The sequence below is a fragment of the Streptomyces sp. NPDC020845 genome (assembly GCF_044334165.1).
Classification (GTDB): Bacteria; Actinomycetota; Actinomycetes; order Streptomycetales; family Streptomycetaceae; genus Streptomyces.
This window is the reverse complement of sequence record NZ_JBIRSJ010000001.1, coordinates 121,862-144,904: the sequence shown is the minus strand read 5'-3', so window position 1 is coordinate 144,904 and position 23,043 is coordinate 121,862. Positions and strand designations below refer to the sequence as shown.

At 73.0% G+C, this 23,043-nt stretch carries 13 protein-coding genes and 1 pseudogene; 2 read left to right on the top strand and 12 right to left on the bottom strand.

All coding sequences use genetic code 11. From position 1 onward, the window contains the following. Positions 1-41 precede the first annotated feature (41 nt). Genes ACH4U7_RS00555 through ACH4U7_RS00540 form a run of 4 tightly spaced genes read right to left on the bottom strand, consistent with a single transcriptional unit; the run spans position 42 to position 3,914 of the window. Positions 42-1,538, bottom strand: a complete 1,497-nt coding sequence (locus ACH4U7_RS00555) for an ABC transporter substrate-binding protein (protein ID WP_398525842.1) — start codon at positions 1,536-1,538, stop codon at positions 42-44. A 46-nt stretch (positions 1,539-1,584) separates the two neighbouring features. Beyond that, complete coding sequence (locus ACH4U7_RS00550; protein ID WP_398525841.1) at positions 1,585-2,181, bottom strand: GNAT family N-acetyltransferase; 597 nt, start codon at positions 2,179-2,181, stop codon at positions 1,585-1,587. A gap of 33 nt (positions 2,182-2,214) precedes the next feature. Next, positions 2,215-3,006 carry an ABC transporter permease gene (locus ACH4U7_RS00545; RefSeq protein WP_398525840.1) on the bottom strand — a complete coding sequence of 264 codons (792 nt, stop codon included), beginning with the start codon at positions 3,004-3,006 and terminating at the stop codon, positions 2,215-2,217. Next, positions 3,003-3,914: an ABC transporter ATP-binding protein gene (locus tag ACH4U7_RS00540; protein ID WP_398525839.1), complete on the bottom strand. Its 912-nt coding sequence runs from the start codon at positions 3,912-3,914 to the stop codon at positions 3,003-3,005. Before ACH4U7_RS00540 ends, ACH4U7_RS00545 begins: the two co-directional genes overlap by 4 nt. Before the next feature lie 102 nt (positions 3,915-4,016). Between ACH4U7_RS00540 and ACH4U7_RS00535 the strand changes: the two genes are divergently transcribed. Together ACH4U7_RS00535 and ACH4U7_RS00530 are read left to right on the top strand one after the other, a co-directional pair. Beyond that, a complete protein-coding gene (locus ACH4U7_RS00535; RefSeq protein WP_398525838.1) occupies positions 4,017-5,303 on the top strand; it encodes a sensor histidine kinase in 1,287 nt (428 codons plus the stop codon). A 1-nt stretch (position 5,304) separates the two neighbouring features. Then, positions 5,305-5,955, top strand: coding sequence for a response regulator (locus ACH4U7_RS00530; RefSeq protein WP_398525837.1), 651 nt, complete (start codon positions 5,305-5,307; stop codon positions 5,953-5,955). Positions 5,956-6,514: 559 nt separating this feature from the next. Here the strand turns inward: ACH4U7_RS00530 and ACH4U7_RS00525 are convergent. The 8 genes and pseudogenes from ACH4U7_RS00525 to ACH4U7_RS00490 all read right to left on the bottom strand — a co-directional run. Beyond that, positions 6,515-6,868, bottom strand: a pseudogene (locus ACH4U7_RS00525) (GtrA family protein); the annotation flags it as partial. A 29-nt stretch (positions 6,869-6,897) separates the two neighbouring features. Next, on the bottom strand, positions 6,898-7,872 hold the full coding sequence (locus tag ACH4U7_RS00520; protein ID WP_398526423.1) for a glycosyltransferase family 2 protein: 975 nt from the start codon (positions 7,870-7,872) through the stop codon (positions 6,898-6,900). Between the two features lie 28 nt (positions 7,873-7,900). Continuing rightward, complete coding sequence (locus tag ACH4U7_RS00515; protein ID WP_398525836.1) at positions 7,901-10,651, bottom strand: YfhO family protein; 2,751 nt, start codon at positions 10,649-10,651, stop codon at positions 7,901-7,903. Positions 10,652-11,015: 364 nt separating this feature from the next. Beyond that, positions 11,016-11,990: a YbhN family protein gene (locus ACH4U7_RS00510; protein ID WP_398525835.1), complete on the bottom strand. Its 975-nt coding sequence runs from the start codon at positions 11,988-11,990 to the stop codon at positions 11,016-11,018. 45 nt (positions 11,991-12,035) lie between these two features. Further along, the gene (locus ACH4U7_RS00505; RefSeq protein ID WP_398525834.1) at positions 12,036-13,307 is read right to left on the bottom strand and encodes a glycosyltransferase 87 family protein; all 1,272 of its coding nucleotides are present in this window, start codon (positions 13,305-13,307) and stop codon (positions 12,036-12,038) included. Next, positions 13,304-14,746 (bottom strand): polyprenol phosphomannose-dependent alpha 1,6 mannosyltransferase MptB, encoded by a 1,443-nt coding sequence (gene mptB, locus ACH4U7_RS00500; RefSeq protein ID WP_398525833.1) that lies wholly within the window; start codon positions 14,744-14,746, stop codon positions 13,304-13,306. The genes ACH4U7_RS00505 and mptB overlap by 4 nt, the downstream gene beginning before the upstream one ends. A gap of 66 nt (positions 14,747-14,812) precedes the next feature. Then, the gene (locus ACH4U7_RS00495; protein ID WP_398525832.1) at positions 14,813-21,349 is read right to left on the bottom strand and encodes an SDR family NAD(P)-dependent oxidoreductase; all 6,537 of its coding nucleotides are present in this window, start codon (positions 21,347-21,349) and stop codon (positions 14,813-14,815) included. A 129-nt stretch (positions 21,350-21,478) separates the two neighbouring features. Beyond that, positions 21,479-22,816, bottom strand: a complete 1,338-nt coding sequence (locus tag ACH4U7_RS00490; RefSeq protein WP_398525831.1) for a beta-ketoacyl synthase N-terminal-like domain-containing protein — start codon at positions 22,814-22,816, stop codon at positions 21,479-21,481. Positions 22,817-23,043 lie beyond the last annotated feature (227 nt).

Genomic DNA, 23,043 nt, shown 5'->3' with positions numbered 1-23,043 from the left:
CCACAGCGCTCCCGCCGCCGGGGCGCCGCGGCGTATGGCGCTCAGCGCCGGGTCCCGGGGCCGATGAGGGTGCGCTCGTACGGGTCGAGGAGCACGCCGTGGACCGAGGCGCGGACGCCGTGCACGATCCGTTGGTGTACGAGCGGGACGGTCGCGTCCGTGCGCAGGACCTCGGCCTCCGCGGCCATCGTCGCGTCCTGGCGCTTCGCGGGTTCGGCGGCGGTCTCGGCCTCGGCGACGGCCCGGTCGACGCGCTTGTCGCACAGCAGCGCCAGGTTGTAGCTGCCGTCGCAGGTGAAGTCGCTGGCGAGGACGGAGACCGGGTCGCCGGTGTCGAGCATGGTGTTGCGCGCGCCGACGAACGCGTCGAACTTGCCGGCGAGCGCGTCGCCCTCGATCCGAGAGGACTCACGCACCTCCACCTCTACGGTGAACCCGGCCTTCTTCAGCTGCTGTTGCAGCACCTGGGCGACCTCGGGCAGCTCCGGCCGGTTGTCGTAGGTGGCGAGGGTGATGGCGGTGCCGTGGACGCGCGCGGCCCGCGCCCGCCCCTCCGGCGCCACGCGCTTGTCGGCCGCCCAGGTCAGGGCGGGCCCGAACACGCCCTGGCCGCGGTCGGCGTGGCCCTCGTACACGTCCTTGGCGAGGACCGAGGTGTCGACCGCCGCCCGGGCGGCGGCCCGCACCTTGGGGTCCTTGAAGGGGCCGGAGCGGGTGTTCAGCAGCAGGCTGGTGGTGCGGGTGGTGGCCAGTTCGCGGGCGATGTCCGTGTCGAGGGAGGATGTCTGGGCGACCGGCACCGCTTCGGCGATGTCCACCTCGCCGGTGCGCAGCGCGTTGGTGCGGGCCGTGCCGTCGGCGATGAACCGCGCGTCGACGCCGGAGGCCCGGGCCCGGCCGCCCCAGTAGTCGTCGAAGCGGTTCAGGGTGGCCCGGTTGCCGCCGTCGGCCTTGGTGAGCGCGAATGGCCCGGTGGCGGTGGACACCGGATCGACGGTGCCCTCTTCCTGATACGCCTTGGCGGACAGCACGGCCAGGCTCGGGCTGGAGAGCCGCAGCGGCAGTGCGGGGTCGGGGTCGGCGGTGGTGACGCGGACCTGCCGCTTCCCGACGGGTTCGGCGGTGAGCTTCACCCCGGAGAGCGCGGCGGGGGCCGGGTCGGCCTGGGCGGCATGGGTGAGGGCGGTGGCGGCCGCGGCCGGGGTGAGGTCGGTCCCGTCCTGGAACCGGGCCTCGCGCAGGGTGAACAGCCAGGTGTGCTCGTTCTCCTGACGCCATGACTCCGCGAGCGCGGGGGACGCGGCACCGTTGCCGTCCAGCCGGGTCAGCCCCTCGGTGACACCGAGCCGGCTGAGCAGGGTGGCGTCACTGCCGTACGGCGAGAAGTTCTCGGCGGGCGGGAAGGCGAGCGCGACGCGCAGCCGGGTGTCGGCTCCGGAGCCGGACCGGGAGGAGTTGTCGTCGGCGGCGAAGCAGCCGGAGAGCAGCGGGGCGAGCAGCAGGGCGGAGACCAGCTGACGGCGGCGGGCGTAGCGCATGGTCCTCGTTCTCCACGAGTTCTACGAGCGGGATGTGCGAGCGGTTTTACGAGCGGGACGCCGCACAGGCTACATGATTATCATTTCCATTAGCTCCACCGTGAGGAACCCCCCGCATGGGCACCTCGAAGTGCACGACGCCCTGCCCGCCGCCGGGCGCCGTTCGCTCGTCGCACACCACCTCCCCCAGGGACCGCCAGAAGGCCTCGGCACCGGGCACGGCGGGGTCGGTGTGCAAATAGACCGCGGCATAGCCGCCGTCCGCCGCCGCGAAGTCCAGCAACCGGCCCACCAACCGCCGGGCGAGCCCCCGCCGCCGGTGTTCGGGCCGTACGTACACCCGGCGCAGCTGGGCGGTCCGCCCGGAGGGGTAACGCTCGGCGAGGGCGCGGGGGTTGGGCGGATGCGCGGGCCCCCGCGCGTCGAGCGCGCCCGTGGCGACGACCTGCCCGTCGCGCTCGTCGACGGCGACGAGCAGGGTGTGCCGCGCGGACCGGAAGTAGGCGCCCTCCGGATCGACGATGTCGCCGTGCCAGCGCGGCACATACCCCGTACCGAAGTCCCGGTACACGGTGTCGAGCATCACGCTCCGGGCACCGTCGAGGTCTTCGGGCGTGGCCGTCCTGATGCGATAGCTATGCACTTGCACATCCTATGCATCAAGGATCGTGGTGCATCAGGGGTCGCGGCGGCGCAGCGCCATGAGGCCCCCGACGAGCGCCGCCGCCGTCCAGGCCAGCAGGATCACCAGCGCCGTCCCCGGGCCGAAGTCCCGGTGCGTGATGAACGACTCGTCCACCGTGACCACCCGCATCATCACCGCCCCGGCCTGGTCGGGCAGGAACTGCGCGACCGTCCGGATCTTCGGCACATTGCCGAGCCCCTGCGAGTTGAGGAAGAGCAGCGGAATCATGATTCCGAGCGTGAGCGCCGTACTGCGCAGCATCGTGGCCACCCCGATCGAGAACGCGCACATCAGCGTCAGATACGCCCAGGCGCCGAGGGTCGCGCGCAGTACGCCGGGGTCACCGAGGGGCACGCCCTGCGGGCCGAGCGCCCACTGCGCCGCGAAGAAGGTGATGTAGACGGTGAACAGCGAGAACACCAGCGCGGTCAGCATCGTGGCCGCCACCTTGGCCCCGTAGAACAGCCCCCGGCGGGGCACCGCGAGAAGCGAGCCGCGGATGGTGCCGCTGGTGTACTCGGCGCCGATCTGCAGCACACCGAACACGACGAGGGCGATCTGGCCGACGGTCAGGCCGAGGAAGCCCGCCTCGACGGGGTCGAAGTTCTCCTGCCGTTCCCGGTCCATCCCGGCGAAGCTCGCGCTCATGGAGTGGCCGACGAGGATGCCGAGGCCGACGCTGACGACGAGGGACAGCAGCAGGGTCCACAGCGTCGAGCGGACGGTACGGATCTTGATCCACTCGGCGGCGAAGGCCGCCCGCATACGGGCCGCGTCCCTCATCGCGCACCTCCCGCCCGGTGTTCGGCGGCCTCGCCCGTGAGCCGCATGAACGCCTCTTCCAGCGAGGCCTGCCGCGTGCTCACCTCGTGCACCGTCAGACCCTGGGCCGCCGCCAGCTCGCCGACCGCCGCGGCCCGCGTCCCGTACGCCTCCAGCGCCCCATCGGCCGCCCGCTCCACCCGGACGCCGACGCCCGCCAGCGCGGCGCGCATCCGATCCGGCTCGGGCGTGCGGATCAGTACACAGGAGCGGGAGTTGGCCTCGATGAACTCGCTCACGGTGGTGTCCGCGAGCAGCCTGCCGCGCCCGATGACGATGAGGTGTTCCGCGGTGAGCGCCATCTCGCTCATCAGATGGCTGGAGACGAACACCGTCCGGCCCTCCACGGCCAGGTCCTTCATGAGGTTGCGGATCCAGAGGATCCCCTCGGGGTCAAGGCCGTTGACCGGCTCGTCGAACAGCAGCACCGGTGGATCGCCGAGCAGCGCCGCCGCGATGCCGAGCCGCTGGGCCATGCCGAGTGAGAGGCCCTTGGCCCGCTGGTGGGCCACGCCCGCCAGCCCGACCAGTTCCAGCACCTCGCGCACCCGCGCCTCGGGGATCCGGTTGCTGCGGGCCGGCCACCACAGGGTGTCGTACACGCTGCGGCCGCCGTGCACCGCCCTGGCCTCCAGCAGCGCCCCGACCCGGCGCAGCGGATCGGACAGGCGCCGGTAGCGGTCGCCGTCGATGAGGACATGGCCCGTGGTGGGGCGGTCGAGGTCCAGCATCATCCGCATCGTGGTGGACTTTCCCGCCCCGTTCGGCCCGAGGAACCCGGTCACCTGGCCGGGCCGCACGGTGAAGGACAGCCGGTCGACCGCGGTGGTGGTCCCGTACTTCTTGCTGAGGTCGCGCACTTCGATCACACCGCTCACGCTAGAAACCGGGCCCGGTGGCGCGCTGTGGTCGAAAGTCGCCCGTCGTCGGGACCAAAGTCGACACCCCTGTCGAGGCCTTAGCCTGCTGCCATGAGCCTGCTGCCCCTGGGCCGAAGTCTTCCGGCCGCCGCCGTGATCGTGGTGGACACCGCGCTGTTCATGGCCGCGCGCCACGGCGGTCCGCTCCCCTGGGCCGCGGTGGCGTACGCGCTGGCCGTGGCCGGTGTGGTGGTGCTGGGCGAGCGGGCCCCGGCGGCGGCCTTCACGGCGGCCCTGCTGCTGGCCGCGCTGACCGGAGGCTCGTACGTGCTGCTGCTGTGGGCCGCCTACGGGGCCGGATCCCGCGCGCCGATGGGGCGGGACACGGCCCAGGTGGCGGGTGCCGTGCTCGGCTGGCTCGCGGTACGGCTCCTGGTCTGGCCGGCGGACGCGCCCGCCGTACCGCAACTGGTCTCGATCTTTGTGGTGTTCGTGGCGCTGCCGCTGCTCGTGGGCCGCTATCTGGCGCAGCATCGGCGGCTGGTGGCCGAGCTGGGCCGGCGCAACCGGAGGCTGCGCCGGGAGCGGGAGCTGCTGGCCGAGCGGGAGCGGCTGCGGATACGGCTGCGGATCGCCCGGGACATGCACGACTCCCTCGGCCACCGGCTCAGCCTGGTGTCGGTGCAGGCCGCGGCTCTGGAGGTGGCCGAACTGCCATCGGCGCAGCGGGAGGCCGTCCGGCAGTTGGCCGGGACGGCGCGCGGCGCCATGGACGAGCTGCACGAACTGGTCGGGGCGCTGCGAGGGACGGACGAGACGGCCGCCCGGGCGCCCGGGGCGGAGGCGATCGACGAGGTGGTGGCGGAGTTCCGGGCGGCCGGGGTGCCGGTGACACTGCGGCGCGGCGGCGGGAAGCCCCGCCCGCTGCCTCCGGCGGCCGGGGAGGCGGTGTACCGGGTGGTCGAGGAGGGGCTGACCAACGCGGCCAAGCACGCCCCGGGCCGGCCGGTGACGGTGTCCGTCACCTGGGAGCCGGACGCGCTGCTGATCACCGTGGTCAACCCGGTCGGGGGCGGGGAGCGGGAGTTCAGCGAGGCGGCGGGCGGCGGACACGGGCTGCGGGGTCTTGACGAACGGATGCGGCAGGTCGGCGGGTTCGTGGATCACCGGCTGTCGGACGGCGGTTTCCGGCTGGTGGCGATGGTGCCGACCGCCCCGGACACCGCCGACACCGACACTGACGTCGGCACTGTCTCGGCCCGCGACCGGGACCGCGACCTTGACAGCGATGAGGGTGTCGCCGGGCTCGGGGGCCTGCGCACCGTCGCGCTCGGATTCGCCACCGCCGCCGTGATGTTCGTGGTGCTGCCGGTCGGCATGCTGCTGGGGGTGGGCTGAGGTGATCAGGGTGCTGGTGGCCGACGACGAGCCGCTGATCAGGGCCGGTATCCGCACCGTACTGGAGTCGGCTCCCGATATCGAGGTGGTCGCGATGGCGGAGCACGGCCGGGCGGCCGTGGCCGAGGCGGTCGCGCACCGCGTGGATGTGGCCCTGCTCGACATCAACATGCCGCTGCTGGACGGGCTGAGCGCGCTGGAGGAGCTGCGGCGGCAGGCGCCCGCGCTGCGCACGGTGGTGCTGACGGCGTTCGGGGCCGAGCCGAATGTGCTCCAGGCGCTGCAGAGCGGCGCGGCGGGGTTCGTGCTGAAGAACTGCACGCCCGACGAGTTGATCCGCGCGGTGCGCGCGGCACACGGCGGCGAGGCCTATCTGTCCCCGGCGGTGACCCGCCCGGTGCTGGACCTGATCACCCCGGTCGCGGCCCGGCGCCGCCGGGAGGCCGCGGAGCGGCTGACGGCGCTCACCGAGCGCGAGTCGCAGGTGCTGCGCCTGGTGGCCGAGGGCATGTCCAACGCCGAGATCGGCCGGGAGTTGCATATGAGCGAGAAGACCATCAAGACGTATGTGAGCCGGGTGCTGGCCAAGTTGGGCTGCTCGAACCGGGTCCAGGCCGCCCTGCTGGTGCGCGACGCGGGCCCGACCGGCTGACCCGGCCGACTGGCCCAGGCCGGAGGCGCTCAGACCGCACGGAACCTGCTCAGACCCGCAGGCCCCGCTCAAACCCCGCGAGACCCGCTCAGACCCCGCGGGCCCCGCTCTCGATCCGGTACTGCTCCACCAGCGTCTCGAACTGCTCGGCGTCGCCCTCCCCCAGCTCGACCGGGCCCCTCTCCCCGATGGCGGCGCGCACCTGGTCGGCCACCTCCGCCGCCCGCGCACCGGACGTGTAGACGCCGAGCACCAGCACCGTGGCCTCGTCGCCGTCGGCCCGCCGGTCACTGTCGAGGGTGAAGCCCCAGGGGACGTCGCACGGCCCGTCGTGCCATTCCTCCGGACACAGCAGGCGGGCGACCGGACCCTGCAGGGCGATGGCCTCCCCGCTGTCCGCGCAGCCGTACACGCGGATCTCGTATACGCGCGGCTCTTCTCCGACCGGCATACCTCTCCCGTGCTCGATGTCCAGGTGGATGCCTGGCACGGTAGTGGCCACCGTCCGCCGCCGCACCGGGTTTTCGGCGGGCCCCTGGGGGCCCTGGGACCCCTGCCCGAGCATGATCGTCCGGGAGAGGACAAAGGTGATCGGCACGGCCACCGCGGCGGCCATCAGCGGGGCCGCCCGGTCCCCGGTGTGCAGGAGGTCGACGAGGACGTAGACCCCGCCGGTGGTGATGACGAAGTTGGCGGCCGTGGTCAGGGGGAAGAGCAGGAACTTCCGCCAGGTGGGGCGGGTGCGGTAGGTGAACCAGCAGTTGAGCAGGAACGAGCCGACGGTGCTGAGGGCGAAGGCGGCGACATGGGCCACGAGATAGGGCAGCCAGCGCAGGAACAACAGGTACATGCCGTAGTAGGTGGCGGTGTTGACGACGCCCACCAGGCCGAATCTGACCGCTTGGCCGAGCATCGCCCGGCGCGCGGGCCTGGTACGAGAGGTCACCGGACGAAATCCTTCAGCTGGTCCTTGAGCGGGGCGGCGGCAGTGGCGGCGGGGACGGCGTTGGTGGACTGCACCAGGAAGTGGGGGCGCCGCTTGACCTCATAGTAGATACGGCCGATGTACTCACCGATCACGCCGACCATGACCATCTGGACGCCGGCCAGCGCGGTGATGACGACGAGCAGGGTGACATAGCCGGGGGTGTCGACCCCGTTGACCGCCGCACTGCCCACGATCCACGCCGCGTACAGCGCGGCCACCGACAGCAGCAGCAGGCCGAGGTAGACCGCGGCGCGCAGTGGCTTGTTGTTGAAGGAGATCAGCCCGTCGGCCCCGTAGTTGAGCAGCTGGCCGAAGGTCCACTTGCTGCGGCCCTCCTCGCGTACGGCGTTCTCGTACTCGAAGGTCACGCTCGGGAAGCCCACCCAGGCGAACAGCCCCTTGGAGAAACGGTTGTACTCGGTCAGCCCCAGCACGGCGTCCACCGCGCGCCGGGACAGCAGCCGGAAGTCGCCGACGCCGTCGACCAGCTCCACATCGACGAAGCGGTTGATGAGCCGGTAGTAGGCGCGGGCGGTGAGGACCCGGGTGACCCGGTCGCCGTCGCGGGTGCGCTTGGCGATGACCTGGTCATGGCCCTGGGCATGCAGCTCCACCATGCGCTTGACCAGCTCCGGGGGGTGCTGGAGATCGGCGTCCATGATGACGACGGCGTCGCCGGAGGCATAACGCAGCCCAGCCAGCATCGCGGCTTCCTTGCCGAAATTGCGGCTGAAGGAAACGTAGCGGACCCGGGGATCGGTTTCGGCCAGTTTTTTCAGCAGCGAAAGCGTACGGTCCTTGCTGCCATCATCCACATAAACGAATTCACAGTCTTGGCCGATCGCCCTGAGTTCTCGCGTGAGGTGTTCATGAAAACGATCGATCACGGCTTCTTCGTTGTAGCAGGGTACGACGATGGAAATGAGCATGGTCTCCCCCGTGCGGAATTCGTGGGCGTCAGTGATGGACATGGCGGCTCTCCCGTCGGTTGCGCAGCAGCCGGTAGGCGGCCGGGAGGGTCAGGGCCAGCAGTGCGGCGGCTCCCACGGCGGAGCCGAGGCGCAGGCCGGGAGGGCGGAAGGTGCAGTCGATGGAGGTGGCGGAGCCGTCGAGTTCCACGGCGATCAGGCCGAGGTAGCTGTCGGCCGGGCGGTGCTCTCCGTCGCCCGCGGCGCACTGCCAGCCCGCGATCCGCGGGACGGCGACCACGGCGAGGCCGCGGGAGCCGGCGGGCAGTTCGGCCCGGATCCCGGTGTCGGTAACGCTGTCGGAAACATGGACGGAGGTGGCGCCGTGGGACCGGAGCCGGTCGACAGCCTTGCGCAGCCGTCCGGTGTCCAGGCAGCCGATGGAATCGGCGGGGACGGTGCCGCCCTTCTGGATGGTCAGATCCACCTCGACGCGCCCGGAGGCCGGGGCCTTCCCCAGCGGCTGCATGGGGGCGATCTTGGTGACCGGGTTGTCGCCCCGGAACCCGACCGGCGGCCGGTCGGCGCCGCGCAGCGCGGCCGTGCCCCAGTAGTGCGGCGCCCACAGGAACACCTGGGAGCCGCCCGGGCAGGTGGCGGTCAGCAGCGCCTTCGGGCGGGAGTGCTTGGTGGGGCCAGGGGGCAGTCGGTAGCCGTGCTCGGGGGTGCGGGCGGCCGGGCCGCCGTCCGCGCCGCGTATCGCGATCTTGTCGGCCATGGTGTACACCCGGGCCCCGAGCAGCAGTTCCTGGTTACGGAACGGCGAGGAGCCGAACGCGGGCGCCTTCTTGACGGCGGGCCGGACGGTGACCAGGGGCGGTACGGACGCGCGGGTGACATACGGCTCGACGTCGATCGTCGCGTTCGGGTCCCGGTGCGGATCGGGCGGGGAGTGGACGCGGGCGCCGACCGAGAAGATCGCGTCGGTGACCGGGTTGTCCAGGCTCTGCAGGGACCGGCCGCGCGAGTACCAGCCGCCGCCGAGAGCGGTGAGGGTGCGGCTGAACACGTCGGCGGTGAGGCTGCTGTAGTACTGCGCGCCCTGCCCGCCGACCAGCAGCGGGTCATTGCCGACGGTCTGTTCGCGGCCCGGGTCCGTACGGTACCGGGGCCAGCCGTTCGCGTCCGCGATCAACTCCTGCTGCTTCTGCTGGCGCTCGCCCCAGGGTGCGTAGTCGTCCAGATGCCCCAGCCGCAGCCGGTCGGCGACGGCCATGGTGGCCGCGGACTGGCCCACCTGGGCGCCGATCAGCAGGACGACGGCGAGGGCGGCGAGCAGCGGACGGTGGTGCCGCTGGGCGTACCGAGCGAGCAGGAGGGCGACCGCGACGGCGGCCAGACCGGCCAGCAGGAGCGGATAGGTCCAGGGGCGCATCAGCTCGGTGGCGCGGGACGCGCCCGCCGCGATCACCGCCAGCAGCGCGCCCGCGGCCAGCAGCGGGCGCCGGCCCGGTGTGCCGTGCGCGAAGGAGAGCCAGGCGGCGGTCACCAGCAGCCCGCACAGCACGAAGGTCTCCCGGTACTGGCTGCCGTTGGGGACGCTGAAGGCGTGCCAGGCCAGCTGGGTCGGCCCCCACTGGAAGGACAGCGCCACCGCCGCGACCAGCAGCGTCCAGCCGCTTCGCAGCCGCTTGGGGACCGCCGGGTTGAACGGCAGCGTCAGGGCGAGCAGCAGCGCCACCGTGTCGACGTAGACGGCCGGGCTGCTGAAGTTGTACGTGCCCGGCAGCAGCCGGGCCAGGACGTCCGTCCAGGGCTTGGGGGTGAACTCCATGACCCGGCCCGGGTAGGCGTGTTTGGTGCCGAAGTAGACGACCGAGACCATGGGCGCCGCGAGGCCCACGCCGACCGCCAGGACGCCCGCCAGCCGCGCCACGGGCCGCCACAGCGGAGCTGGGCCGTGTCCGCGAAGTCCCGCCGGGCCCGCGACTTCACGGACACGGCCCAGCCGCTGCCGCAGGGAGACGCCGGTGGGGGCGTCCACCAGGAGCCGGGTGAGCAGCAGCAGTGCGGCGCTGAGGGTGGCCATGTACGCGGTGTAGAAGTTGGCGATCCACATGAGCGCGACCAGCAGCGCGCCCACGATGAACCGTCGCCCCGCCAGGGCCCAGAGGCCGACCAGGCACAGCAGTGGCAGCGCGATCAGCCCGTCCAGCCACATGGGGTTGTACGAGGCCTCGGCCACGGACCAGCCGCACAGCGCGTACGAGGCGCCGAGCGCCCCGGCCGCCCACCATCGGCCGGGGCGCAGCGTCAGCAGCAGCTGGGCCATCACCGCGCCGGCCGTGGCCATCTTCAGCAGCGTGATCACATACACCGCGAGGTCGATCTGGTCACGCGGGAAGAGGGCGACGAGCAGCGCGAACGGGCTGCCGAGGTAGGTGCCCAGGTCGGGCAGGAAGCTGGCGCCGTAGCCGGACTGCCAGTTGAGGAACAGGCCGCCGTCCCCGCGGCCGTGCAGCAGGTCCCACAGATGGGCGTGGAAGGGCACGAACTGATTGCCCAGGTCGTTCACGCTGCGGGTTCTGAACCCGAAGGGGTAGCTGCGGGCCACGGCGTCGCCGAGGCACAAGGCTGCCACCGTGACCAGGGCGGCGAGCGCGGCGGCCCGGGCGCGGACGCCGCGCGGGGCGTCCGGAAGCGCGTCCGGCAGCGCGACCGGCGGTGCGTCGGACGCGGGCGGCGCGGCGGCTTCGCGCGGCTGGTCATCCGGCCGGGTGCGGGCCGGTTGGCCGGTCATGAGCGATCGCATGAATTCGTCAGGATCCAATTCCGATAGACGGCGTGAATTTTGACTTCACGCCGATTACTTGTCCGGCGACGCGGACGAGTTCCCATGGCGTGGGGCACACTTCACGGCCGCGTACGCGGGCAGCTCGAATGGACGTCGCACGGCTCCCCCCAGTGGAATGCGCGGCGCGCTCACTCGGCCTGTTTGACCCCGCGAATCCTTGATTGGTTGCCCCGCTCTCTGCGGAATTTACAAAACGATGGGGCGACTTCCGGAATTAATCCTTCGTATTTGCTGTGTTCACCTTTTGGGCGGCGAGAGGCAATGTGCGAAGCATCAGGGGACGGCGGTTGGGCGGCCCGGCCGCGATCGCTTAGACGATCTTCCAGCGCACCAGGGTTCCCAACACCAGCGCTCCGGGGATCAACGGGAGCCACACCGTGATGAAGCGGTAGGCGAGCACCGCGGAGGTGGCGGCGTCCGCCGGGGCCCCGGTCGCGACGAGCGCGATGACCAGCGCGGCGTCCACGGAGCCGATGCCCCCGGGCGAGGGGATGACCGCGGCCAGGCACGTCGCTGCCAGATAGGCGAGCACGACATGCCCGGGCGGCACGTCCAGCTCCACCGCGACGGCGACCGCCGCGAGCCCGGCCGCCTGCAGCACGGGAAAGGCCACCGAACCGCCCCACAGGGCAAGCGCCCTGGACGGCCGGGCGTGCAGCGAGCGGGCGTCGGTGAGCGCGGTGACCAGGAAGTTGCGGACGATCCGGCGCACCGGACGGATCGCCAGAACCGCGGCCACCAGGGCGCAGACCACCGCCCCAACCGTCAACGGCAGCGCCGCCCCGATCCGGTCCGGGAGCAGCGGCCCGATCCTGAGCGCTTCGGGGAAGGCGAGCAGGAGGACCAGCAGCAGCCCGATGCGGGCGGTGGCCTCCGCGAGGAAGTACAGGGCGAGCGCGGCCGAGGAGCGGGCGGCGGGGAGGCCGCAGCCGGTCATGAAGCGGATGTTGACCGCGCTCGCGCCGATCCCCGACGGCAGAAGGTGGTTGGCCGCCCCCGCGGCGAACTGGGTGGCGAACAGCCGCCCCGGAGGCAGCCGTTCCAGGACGGTGCCCTGCCGGGCGAACGACACGGCGACCCAGCCGAGACCGGTCGTGGCGACCGCGGCGAGCAGCCAGTAGGGGTTGGCGTCAAGGAGCTGACGGGCGCCGGAGCCGATGAGCGACCAGTGTCCGACCACCCATACGGCGACGACGGCGATCGGCAGCAGGCACAGGATCTGGCGCAGCGGAAGCCGCCGGCGGGCGGGGAGGCTCTGCCGCTCGGGCATCATCGTCGCGGGCATGTGCGCTCACAGGTGCTCGGGGGCGGAGAGACCGGGGCGGTGTGGTCAGGGTGTCCACCGCGGGAGACGTTGAGGCGTACTCGGATCGACATCCGGTCGGCGCGGCGGTGGCGAAAAGGAGACGTCCGGCTCGCGCACGGGGGCGTCCGGCTCGCGCACCGGGAGGGCGAGCAGCAGGCCGAGGCAGATCCATACGTAGGCGTTGCTCCCCAGGAAGCCGTCCACGCCGGTGGGGTGGAAGCGCCACAGCCACACCACGCTGCTGCACAGGATCACATACACGGCTGCCGCGGTGGACAGCAGCCGGCGGCGGCGCGCGGGCTGCGTGTCGGACCGCAGCCCGGTGTCGACCAGCACCGTCAGGGCCGGGATCAGCCACACCAGATGGTGCACCCAGGTGATCGGGCTGACCAGGCAGGCGGCGACGCCGGTCAGCGCGAACCCGGCCGCCTCGTCCCCCGCGGCGGCCGCGCGCCGTACGCGATGGGCCCACAGGGCCATGACGGCGAGCGCCCCCAGCGCCCAGATGGCGCCGCTCGGCGGGACGGGGTCGGTGAGCCGGGCCAGCACTCCGCGCCACGACTGGTTGGAGACATACGCGGCGACCCCGATGCGGTCGGTGTCCCACAGGTCCTCGGTCCAGTAGTCCCGTGACGCGGTCGGCGCCACCCAGGCGGCCAGCAGAGTCGCGGCCGCCGCGGTGCCCGCGGCCGTTCCGGCGGCGCGCCGGCGCCCGGTGACGGCCAGATAGCAGATGAAGATCGCCGGGGTGAGCTTGATCGCGGCGGCGATGCCGATGGCGAACCCCGCGTACTTGCCGCGGCCGGTGGACAGCAGCCAGGCGTCCAAAAGCACGAGTGCCAGCAGGACCAGGTTGACCTGGCCGAAGCTGAAGGTGTCCCGGACCGGCTCCAGCAGGGCGAACAGGCAGGCCGCCACGGCGAAGGCGAACCATCGGTGCCGGGCGTGGCGGCGTACGAGCGGACCGGTCAGCCAGTACAGCACGACCGCCGAGGCGGTCAGGTTGAGCAGCATGCAGATGGTGATCGCGCCCGACCAACTCACCAGGGCCATCGGCAGCATGCACAGGGCCGCGAACGGCGGGTAGGTGAAGCCATAGGCGGTGCCGTCCGCGCCGGGCACCGTGTAGTCGTACATGCGTCCCCCGTCGTGCAGCCAGTGGTCGACGGTGCCGTAGTAGACGCTCAGATCGAACCAGTCGCGGTGGAGCGGCACGGTGGCCAGGAAGAGCGCCACGGCCCCGGTCAGCCCGAGCGTCAGCAGCAGTCGGCCGCGCGTGGTGGTGGGGCCCGTCATGCCGCGTGCTCCGTCCAGTGGTCGCCTGCGGCGAGTCTCGGGGCCAATTTGACGCACCACAGCGTGAGCAGGGCCAGCGCCCCGCCGCATACGGCGAGGGTCAGCTGCTGTCGGTCCGGCGCGAATCCGCTGGGCAGTACGGCCAGGGCCAGCACCCCGCTCGCGGCGGCGACCGCCCGGCGCACCGGTCCGCTCGGCGCGACCGCGGCGATGAGGAACAGCCCCCACAGCAGATACCAGGGGCGGATCGCGGGGCCGAGCGCCGCCACCGCGATGAGGCTCAGCCCCAGCGCGTAGACGGGGCGGGAGCGGGAGGCGCGCAGCCAGACGACCGCGACGGTGACGGCCGTCGCCAGCAGGCCGAGCGCATGCCAGGCCGGGGTGGCCAGCGGCGCCAGACCGCTGCCGAGGGCGTCCAGGGCGGCGCCGGTGGCGCGGCCGAGGGCGCTGGTCAGCGCCCAGTTGTCCGGGGAGACCGGGGTGGTCAGGGCGGTGATCCAGCCATAGCCGGTGCCGGCGACGGCCGTCGCCGCGCCCGTGGTGCCCAGCGCCAGGGCGCCGGTGGCCAGCACGGCCCTGGTGCGCCGCCATCTCCCCCTCAGCAGGCCCGCCCAGAGCGCGGCGACGGCCAGCAGCCCGAGCGCGGCGGGCGCCTTGACCAGGGCGGCCAGGGTGACCAGCACGGCGCCGCACGCGGGCCACCGGCCGGTCGCGGCCACCAGCCCGGCGCCGAGCAGCCCGATCATCACGGCGTCGTTGTGCGCCCCGCCCACCAGGTGGATCAGCAACAGCGGATTGAGCGCCCCCAGCCACAGGGCGGCGGCCGGATCGGTGCCGCTGCGGCGTGCGAGCGCGAGGAGGGCGAGGATCATCAGCGCCACACCGACCAACGCGACCAGCCGCATGCCGAACACTCCGGCGGACACCTCGGTGCGGGAGGCGCCCACGACCGCCGTCTCGAAGGCCAGGGACACCGGGCCGTAGGGGGCGGGGGTGTGCTGCCACAGGGGCGCCACCTCGGCGGCCAGCGGCCCGCCGAGCCGGGCGGGGCCGTGTACGTAGACGTCGATGCGCGCGTCGACCATGGCGCCCTGGGCGAGATAGCTGTAGACGTCCCGGCTGAACAGCGGGGGCGCGGCCAGCAGCGGGGCGGCCCAGACCGCGAGGGTCACCAACAGGTCGCGCGGGCCCGGCGGCCGGGGGCCGCGTACCGCGCGGCCCAGCAACAGCCAGGCCCCGACCAGCAGTACGAGGCCGAAGTACGTACTGACCAGGCCGAGCGCGGCGCCCCCGGAATCGGGGACCAGGACGTCCGCCACGGGCAGCGCGCCGGCGGTCCTTCCTCCCGCCGCCAGCGCCAACGAGCCCGCGAGCCCGAGCAGCACGCACTGGTGCGGATGGACGACGAGGGCGGCATGAGCGACACGGCGAAGGAACACACGGCGGACCAGCACCTGACCAGAATTGGCCCGCCGTGTGTCCGAAAATTGACGCCGCGGTCACCGTCAGTCGGCGGCCAGGTGTCGGCCGCCTGGCGTACCCCCGGCGATGTCCAGCCCCATGTGCTCGGCCAGTCCGACGGCGAGCTCCGCCACTGTCGGGTGCTGCCAGACGAAGTTGGCGGCGAGCTTGACGCCCAGGCCGGATTCGAGCCGCACGCGCAACTCCATGGCCAGCAGGGAGTCGAAGCCGAGGGCCTTCAGGGAGGTCTGCGGGTCCAGCGTGGAACCGCTGAGGCGGAGAACCGTACGGATGTGGTCGCCCAAGTACGCCTCCAGGGCCGAGCGGCGGGCCAGGCCCGCGGGGAGCGCGGCCAGCCGGGCGCGGATGTCGTCGCCGTCGCTTGCGTTGTTCGTGCTCGCCGTGCCGTCGGTGCCGTCGGTGCCGTCGGTGCCGTCCGGAAGCAGGGGGCCGAAGAGCGCCGACTGCCGCCCGGCCGCCGGAATCCAGGTGCCCGGCTCACCGGGGATCACCCCGGTCTGCACCCGGCCGTGCGCCAGCAGGGCGCCCAGCGCTCGTAGGCCCCGGTCGGTGGGGATGGTCTCGTAACCGCGGTCGGCGAAGCCGGTGGCGACGCCGGTCTCGCCCCACGGGCCCCAGTTGACCGCGAGGGTGGGCAGCCCGCGCGCGGAACGCCAGGCCGCGAACCCGTCCAGCCAGGCATTCGCGGTGGCGTAGGCGCCCTGGCCGGGATTGCCCAACAGCGAGGCCATCGAGGAGAACACCGCGAACCAGTCCAGCGGCTGCCCGGCGGTGGCCTCGTGCAGCCGCCACGCACCGGTGGCCTTGGGCGCCCACACCCGCCGCAGTTGGTCGTCACGGATGTTGGTGACCGTCGCGTCGTCCAGCGCCATGGCGCTGTGCACCACCCCACGCAGCGGCGTCCCGTCCGCGGTGGCGGCGGCCACCAGGCGCTCGGCCGTGCCCGGCCGGGCGATATCGCCGAGCACCACGGTGATCCGGGTCCCGGCGGCCGACAGTTCATTGAGCTCCCGCGCGGTGGCGGCCGTGGGGGCGGTGCGGCCGTTCAGTACGAGATGTCCGGCGCGCCGGGCCGCCAGCCAGCGCGCGGTGGCCAGCCCCAGGCCGCGCAGACCGCCGGTGATCACATAAGCCCCGCCCTCGCGCACCGGCCGCGGCCCATCGGGCAGCACGGCGCCGGTTTCGCCCTGTTCCGGCACGGTCAGCACCAACTTGCCGATATGGCCCGCACCCGCCATCAGCCGAAACGCGTCGGAGGCCGCCGACAGCGGAAACTCCGTACACCGCAGTGGCGCCAGCCGCCCCTCGGCCAACTCGGCGACCACCTCGCGCAGCGCCCCGCCGAACACCGCCAGCCGGTCGCGCTGCAGTTCACCGAGGTCCACGGTGCTCAGCGTGATGTTGTGGCGCAACGGCGCCAGACCCAGCGGGGCATCGGAGAGGATGTCGCGCACGCCCAGCTCGACGAACCGGCCGAACGGCCGCAGCGCTTCGAGCCCGGCCCTGATCGCCGCGCCGGCCAGTGAGTTGAGAACGACGTCGACCCCTTCCCCGCCGGTCGCCGCCCGGGCCTGCGCGCAGAAGTCCAGCGAGCGCGAGTCCATGACGTGCGCGATGCCCATGCCGCGCAGAAACCGCCGCTTGTCCTCACTGCCCGCGGTGGCCAGCACCTCCGCGCCCAGCAGCCGCGCCACCGCGACGGCGGCCAGCCCGGTGCCGCCGGTCGCCGAGTGGATCAGCACCCGCTCCCCCGGCGCCAGCCGGGCGACATGGCGCAGCGCGTACCAGGCGGTGAGGAACGCGATGGGCAACCCCGCGGCGGTGACCGCGTCGAGACCGTCCGGAGCTGGTGCCACCACCTCGGCGGGTACGACGGCGAACGAACCGAACGCCCCACCGTTCACATCCGCGGCCAGCACCCGGTCGCCAACGGCGAACTCGGTGACACCCGTCCCGACCGCGGTCACCTCTCCCACGCACTCGAAGCCGATCCGATACCGGATGTCGCGGTCGCCGGGCAGCAGCCCCATGGCGGTAAGAACGTCCCGAAAGTTCACCCCGGCCGCGGCCACCCGCACCTCCACCTCCCCCGCCCCCGGCCGCCGCCGCCCCGTCGCGGCGAGCTCCAGGCTGCCGAGGTCCCCGAGTCGGCCCGCCCGCAGCCGGAAGCCATCGACGCCGTAGCGCACATTGCGGGCGACGGCCGCGGAGCGTTCGGCGTCCGTCAGCGGCGCGTAGGCCAGCCGCGCGACGTGGCGAGCGGCGCCGCGCAGGGCGACCTCGTCCTCGGGCGCGTCGGCGAGCAGTTCCGCGGCCAGGTCCGACAACCAGGTGGGGGCGGGGGTGGCGGGGTCGGTCGCCCCGGCGATATCCGCGTCGACGGCCCCGGCGCGATCCGTGATGGAGCCGATGGGTGCGGTGTCCACCAGCGTGGCCCGCATGCGCGGGTGTTCGAGGGCGAGCACTCGGACCAGCCCGCGGAGCGAGCTCTGCGCCGGATCCGCAACCTCCCCGGGTGCCACGGCCCGGGCACCGCGGGTGATCACGTACAGACGGGGCGGCTCCGCGCCGCGGGCGGCGATCGCCTGGGCGGCGCCGAGCGCCCTGCGCGTGCGGGCGAGGGCTTCAGTGGCCGGGTCCGCGTCGGTATCCGCACCGCTCAGGAGGACCACGGCCGTGGTGGCGCCCTGGGCCAGTCGGGCGGTCAGGGACTCGCGGAAGGCGTCGAGGCGGCGGTCGTCCGGGGGCCAGTTCCAGGTGTCGGCTCGCGCCCCGGCCGCGCGCAGCGCGTCGGCCAGCTCCCCCGCCAGGGCGTCCGTCCCGCCCTCGCCGACGACCAGCCAGTCGCCCGCCGGGCCGGTGGCCGCGGGTGTCGGCCGCTCGGCGCGGTGCCAGCCGGTCTCCAGGAACCAGTGGTCGACTTCGGCGGGCTCGGGGACGGCGTGGCGCGCCAGCCGCAGACCGTCGATGGCCAGGACCGGGGTGCCCGCCTCGTCGAGCAGCCGGATGTGGCCGATGAGCGTGTCGGGCGTGGCCTCGACGATGCGGGCGTGGCAGTACGCCGCGGTCGCGGTATCGCCGAGGACCCGTACGGAGCGGATCCGGACCGGCAGGATCAGCCCGGGGTCGGTCTCGTGCAGCAGCCCCGCTATGAGGAGTTGACCGCACAGGTCGACGAGGGCGGGGTGGACGCGCAGCGCGTGCTCGGACGTGCGCGCCACCTCGGGTAGCTCGACCCGTGCCCAGAAGCTGTCGCCGCGGCGGGAGGCGTACACCTGGATGATCCCGTTGAACGCCGGCCCGTGGTGGAGCCCGCGGGCCCGCATATGGGCGTACAGGGAGGCGGGTTCGACGGGGACCGGGTGGCGCAGGGCGAGGCTTTCCACGGACGCGGAGCGCGGCCTCGGCGGTACGGCCAGCCGGCGCACGACCGCGGTGGACTGCCGTATCCAGGCGGCGTCGTCGCCGCGTCCGAAGATCTCGCAGTCGGCGCGGTCGGCGGCCGCCAGGGTGAGCGTGGTGGTGATGTCGGTGTGCTCGGCGAGCCGCAGCGGCTCGCGGAAGTGCACATCGGTGACCTCGACTTCGGTGGGCCGGGCGCCGAAGACCTCGCAGGCGGTGGTGAGCGCGATGGCGTAGTGGGCGGCTCCGGGCAGTACGGGGGCGCCGTGGACCTTGTGGTCGTCCAGCCAGGGCAGCGCGGCGGTCCCGGTCTCCCCGAGCCAGGTGTGCCGGACCGGATCGCCGGGCACCTCCGTGTGGCTGCCGGGCAGCGGACCGGCGGCGGGGCCCGGCGACCCTCCCGGAACGGCTGTGAGGGTGGGCTGGGTCCAGTGGTGTTTGCGGTCGAAGGTGATGGTGGGGACGTCGACGAGGGCGGCCCGTGGGTACAGCCGCGTCCAGTCCACGGGGACGCCCGCGCAGTGCAGGGCGGCCAGTTGGGTGCGGAAGGTGGCTGTCTCGTCCTCGTCGCGGCGCAGCGTGGGCAGCACGACGTGTCCGCTGCCCATGCCGCCCATGTCACCCATGGCCTCCAGGCAGCGGCCGACGGAGTGGGTGACGACCGGGTGCGGGGCGAGCTCGACATACACCAGGTGACGGTCGACGGCCGCGGCGGCGACGGCCGCGGCGAACCGGACCGGGTGGCGCAGATTGGCGCACCAGTAGTCGGCGTCGAAGGCGGGGACGGTGTGCGGATCGTCCAGCACGGTGGTGTAGAACGGCACGCTCGGTGTGCGGGGTGTCAGATCGGCGAGGGCATCGCGCAGATCGGCCAGGAGCGGGTCCACCTGGGGGGAGTGCGAGGCGACGTCCACCGCGACCAGGGCGGCCGGGATGCCGCGCGCCTGCCAGCCGGCGACCAGACGCTCCAGATGTGCCGCGTCTCCGGCCACGACCGTGGCGTCGGGCGCCGCCATGACCGCGACCGTGACCGCGGCTCCCCTGGCCCCGGAATCGGCGTCGAGTTCGGCGTCGAGTTCGGTCTGTACGTCGTCCGCCCCGAGGCCCACCGTCGCCATCGCGCCCCGCCCCGCGACCCGGGTCAGCAGCGCGGAGCGGCGGCAGATCACCCGTACCCCGTCGGCCAGGGACAGCGCCCCGGCCACGACCGCGGCGGCGACCTCGCCCATGGAGTGTCCGATGACCCCGGCGGGTTCCACGCCGTGGGCGCGCCAGGCCGCCGCAAGCGCGGTCTGCAGGGCGAACAGCACCGGCTGGACCCGTGCGCAGCCGGTCACCGGTTCACCGGAGCGCACCACGTCGAGGACCGAGAACCCGGCCTCGGCGGCGATCAGTTCATCGGCCTCGGCGAGCGCGGCGGCGAAGGCGGGCTCCGTGTGCAGCAGTCCGCGCCCCATGCCCGGCCACTGTGAGCCCTGACCGGAGAACACCCACACCGGGCGCCGGGACACCGCGGCCCCCACCTCCCCGATCACCGCCGCCGGATGGGCCCGCCCCTCCTGTGACGCGCGTAGAATTCGCACGAGTTCGTCCCGGGACGCCGTGACGACACCGAGCCGCCCACGGCCCGGGCTGCGCCGCACGGCGAGCGTGTGGGCGATGTCGCGCAGCGGTACGGTCGCGCCGTCGCCTTCCAGCCAGTCCGCGAGGCGCCCAGCCGCGGTCGGCACGGCCGCGCGGGAGCCCGCCGGCACGAGGAAGGCCAGGGGTGTCGCGTCCCGCTCCCGCCGCGGTGGCCGCGCGCGTCGACGGGCCGAGGCGGCGGGTGGCTCCTCCAGCAGCACATGGGCGTTCGTCCCGGAGAACCCGAAAGAGGACACGGCGGCCAGCCGGGGGGTGGTGGGCATCGGCCAGCGCGTCGGCTCGGTGGGTACGAAGAGCCGCGTCGCGTCGGCGTTCTCGATGGCCGGGTTCCAGCGGGTGAAGTGCAGGTTGGGCGGGATCGTCCCCCGGCGCAGGCACAGCACGGCCTTGATCAGCCCGGCCACCCCGGCGGCGGGTTCCAGGTGGCCCAGGTTGGTCTTGAGCGACGCCAGCGCGCATCGGCCGGGGCCGTTCCCGTACACCGCGGCGAGGCTGGCGAACTCCACCGGGTCCCCCACCGGGGTGCCGGGGCCGTGCGCCTCGACCATCCCCACGTCGCGCGGATCGACCCCGGCCCGGGCCAGCGCCTCCTCGTACAGGGCGCGCTGGGCGGCGGCCGAGGGCGCGGCGAGTCCGTCGGACCGGCCGTCCTGGTTGACGGCGGAGCCGCGCAGCACCGCCAGGATCCGGTCGCCGTCCGGTACGGCGTCGGCGAGGCGTTTGAGGGCGACGATCCCGCAGCCCTCGCCGCGTACGAAGCCGTCGGCGGCGGCGTCGAAGGCGTGGCAGTGCCCACGGCGCGAGAGCATGCCCATCCGGGTGAACGAGCGGGTGATCTTGGGGTCGAACATCAGGGTGACCCCGCCGGCCAGGGCCAGGTCGCACTCGCCCGCGCGCAGCGCCTGGGCCGCGAGATGCACGGCGACCAGCGACGAGGAGCAGGCGGTGTCCAGGGCGACGCACGGGCCGTGCAGCCCCAGCAGATAGGAGATCCGGCCCGCCGCCACGCAGTGTCCGTTCGCCAGGATCGAGCCCTCGTTTTCGTGGGGTTGCCAGTCGAGGCAGTCCAGGTAGTCGTGGTAGCTGAGCCCGGTGAAGACGCCGGTCGAGGTGCCGGCCAGCCGCTCGGGTGGCATCCCCGCGTGCTCCAGGGCCTCCCAGGCCACCTCGAGCAGCAGTCGGTGCTGGGGGTCGAGGACGTCCGCCTCGCGGCCGGATACGCCGAAGAAGTCGGCGTCGAAGCCGGAGACGTCGCGCAGATACCCACCGCGTACGGATACGGGGGTACCGTCCGACAGGGTCTGCGGGCCGGGGGCCCGTGCACCGCGCGGTGCACGCAGTTCCGCCCGCTCGGCCGGGGGATCCCCCAGCGCCTCCCGGGCGTCCATCAGCAGCCGCCACAGCGCGGCGGGCGAGTCGACGTCTCCCGGGAACCGGCAGCCCATGCCGACCACGGCGATACGGTCGGCACTCTGGCCGGGCGGCCGTCCGGATGCGTCTGTGTTCTTGCTCATCGGGTTCTCCGAAGGTTGTGCGAGGGTACGGCGGGGTGGGCCGTGAGGGGTGGTTCCGCGCCGGGGTGGGCGCTGGGTGCCGGGGTGGGCGCTGGGTGCCGGGGTGGGCGCTGGGTGCCGGGGTGGGCGCTAGGTGGCTTCCGGGCTGCCCAGCAGCATGGCGTGCTTGACGCCGCCGGTCTGGTAGCTGAAGCACAGCGCGTGGTCGAAGTCGAGCGGCCGGGTGCGTGTTCCGGGCACCGGGTCGAAGGGGAGCCCGTCCATGGGCTGTTCGCAGTTCGCGGTGGGACACACCGCGCCCTGTTCCATCATCATCAGCGTCAGGCCGGCGCCCAGGCACCCGGCCGGGGCCCCGTGGTGGCCGAAGCACGCGTCCTGCGAGGTGATCAGCACCGGGCCCGCCGCCCCGTACAGGGTCCGGACGGCGCCCGCCTCCACGCCGGCCACGGCCGAGTCCCCGTGGCCACAGCTGTGGATGTACGGCACCTGCTCGATCTGCCACCGCTCCCCCAGGCACCGGCGCGCGGCGTCCGCCAGCTGGGCGCCGGTGTCATCGGCTCCCAGCGGGTTCGCCAGCCCGTCGCGGGTGAGGGCGGTGGCGAGCACCTGGCCATAGATGTGCGCGCCGCGCCGGTGGGCGCGCTCGCGGCTCTCCACGATGACGGTCGCCGCGCCCTCGCCGTAGTTGATGCACTCGGCACGCCGGTCGTACGGCCGCATCACGGCGTCGGACGAGGGGGTGAGCCCCAGCGTGCCGGGCTCGCCGCCCAGCGCCTCATAGGCGCGTCGGGCGCCCCCCAGCAGGCGTTCCGCCGTCCGGATGACGTCTCTGTTGAAGACGTCGACACCGGTCACCGCGGCGAGTTCGATCTCGCCCGCCGCGATCATGCGCTGGGCGTGGCCGAGTTGCACGGATCCGGACGCGCAGCCGCAGGCCACCGTGAAACACGGGCCGGTGGTGCGGGTCAACGCCCCTTGCACCACGGCCACATCGGAGGCGGTGCCGGCCTGTCCGCCCGCGATGAACAGTTCCAGCGCTTCGAGTGGTGCGGTGTGCGCGGGGTCGGCGCGCAGCGCCGCCAGATAGCTCTCGACGTTGCTGTCGACCCCGCCTCGTCCGACGAGTAGGGCCGCCTCCCCCAGGTCGTCGGCGATGATGTCCAGTTCGGCATCCGCGCACGCCTCCACCAGCGACACCAGCCCGAATCGGTGCGCGTCGGTGAAGTGGCGGGAGAAGAATTCCGGGATGTCGGGAACGCGCTCCGCGAACATGCCGTCGGACAGGTCGACCGAGCCGTAATACGTCCCGTTCCGCCCGAGACAGCAGCCGCCCCGAGAGGCGATGTTCCACACCTGACCGGCGGTGAAGGCCGGTCCGTCGTCGCCCGGCAGGCAGAATCCCAGGCCGGTGACCACGGCGTCCCTGGGGCTTCCGCGGACTTCGAGGGAAGGGTTCGGCGGGCTCATGACGGCCTGCCGCAGCTGAGCACAGTCATGTCTGTCAATCCAATGTGATGGGTCAGCCGCGAGTTCTCGACTCCGTCGGCCGAGAGAGAGCCACATCACGCTTCAACGTTTTGTGGAATAGACAACGTACGCCGCGGTGTCGAGAAGAGAAAGGGAGCGCCGAAACACAAGGTGGTACAGGTCGGGGAAAGTTGGTACGCCGTTGAATGGAATCCCGAAGACGGCGC

Excerpts from the sequence above, each read along its gene's own strand:
- ACH4U7_RS00555 (WP_398525842.1), bottom strand. The coding sequence starts at position 1,538 with ATGCGCTACGCCCGCCGCCGTCAGCTGGTCTCCGCCCTGCTGCTCGCC.
- ACH4U7_RS00545 (WP_398525840.1), bottom strand. The coding sequence starts at position 3,006 with ATGAGGGACGCGGCCCGTATGCGGGCGGCCTTCGCCGCCGAGTGGATC.
- ACH4U7_RS00535 (WP_398525838.1), top strand. The coding sequence starts at position 4,017 with ATGAGCCTGCTGCCCCTGGGCCGAAGTCTTCCGGCCGCCGCCGTGATC.
- ACH4U7_RS00520 (WP_398526423.1), bottom strand. The coding sequence starts at position 7,872 with ATGCTCATTTCCATCGTCGTACCCTGCTACAACGAAGAAGCCGTGATC.
- ACH4U7_RS00515 (WP_398525836.1), bottom strand. The coding sequence starts at position 10,651 with ATGACCGGCCAACCGGCCCGCACCCGGCCGGATGACCAGCCGCGCGAA.
- ACH4U7_RS00510 (WP_398525835.1), bottom strand. The coding sequence starts at position 11,990 with ATGCCCGCGACGATGATGCCCGAGCGGCAGAGCCTCCCCGCCCGCCGG.
- ACH4U7_RS00505 (WP_398525834.1), bottom strand. The coding sequence starts at position 13,307 with ATGACGGGCCCCACCACCACGCGCGGCCGACTGCTGCTGACGCTCGGG.
- ACH4U7_RS00495 (WP_398525832.1), bottom strand. The coding sequence starts at position 21,349 with ATGAGCAAGAACACAGACGCATCCGGACGGCCGCCCGGCCAGAGTGCC.
- ACH4U7_RS00490 (WP_398525831.1), bottom strand. The coding sequence starts at position 22,816 with ATGAGCCCGCCGAACCCTTCCCTCGAAGTCCGCGGAAGCCCCAGGGAC.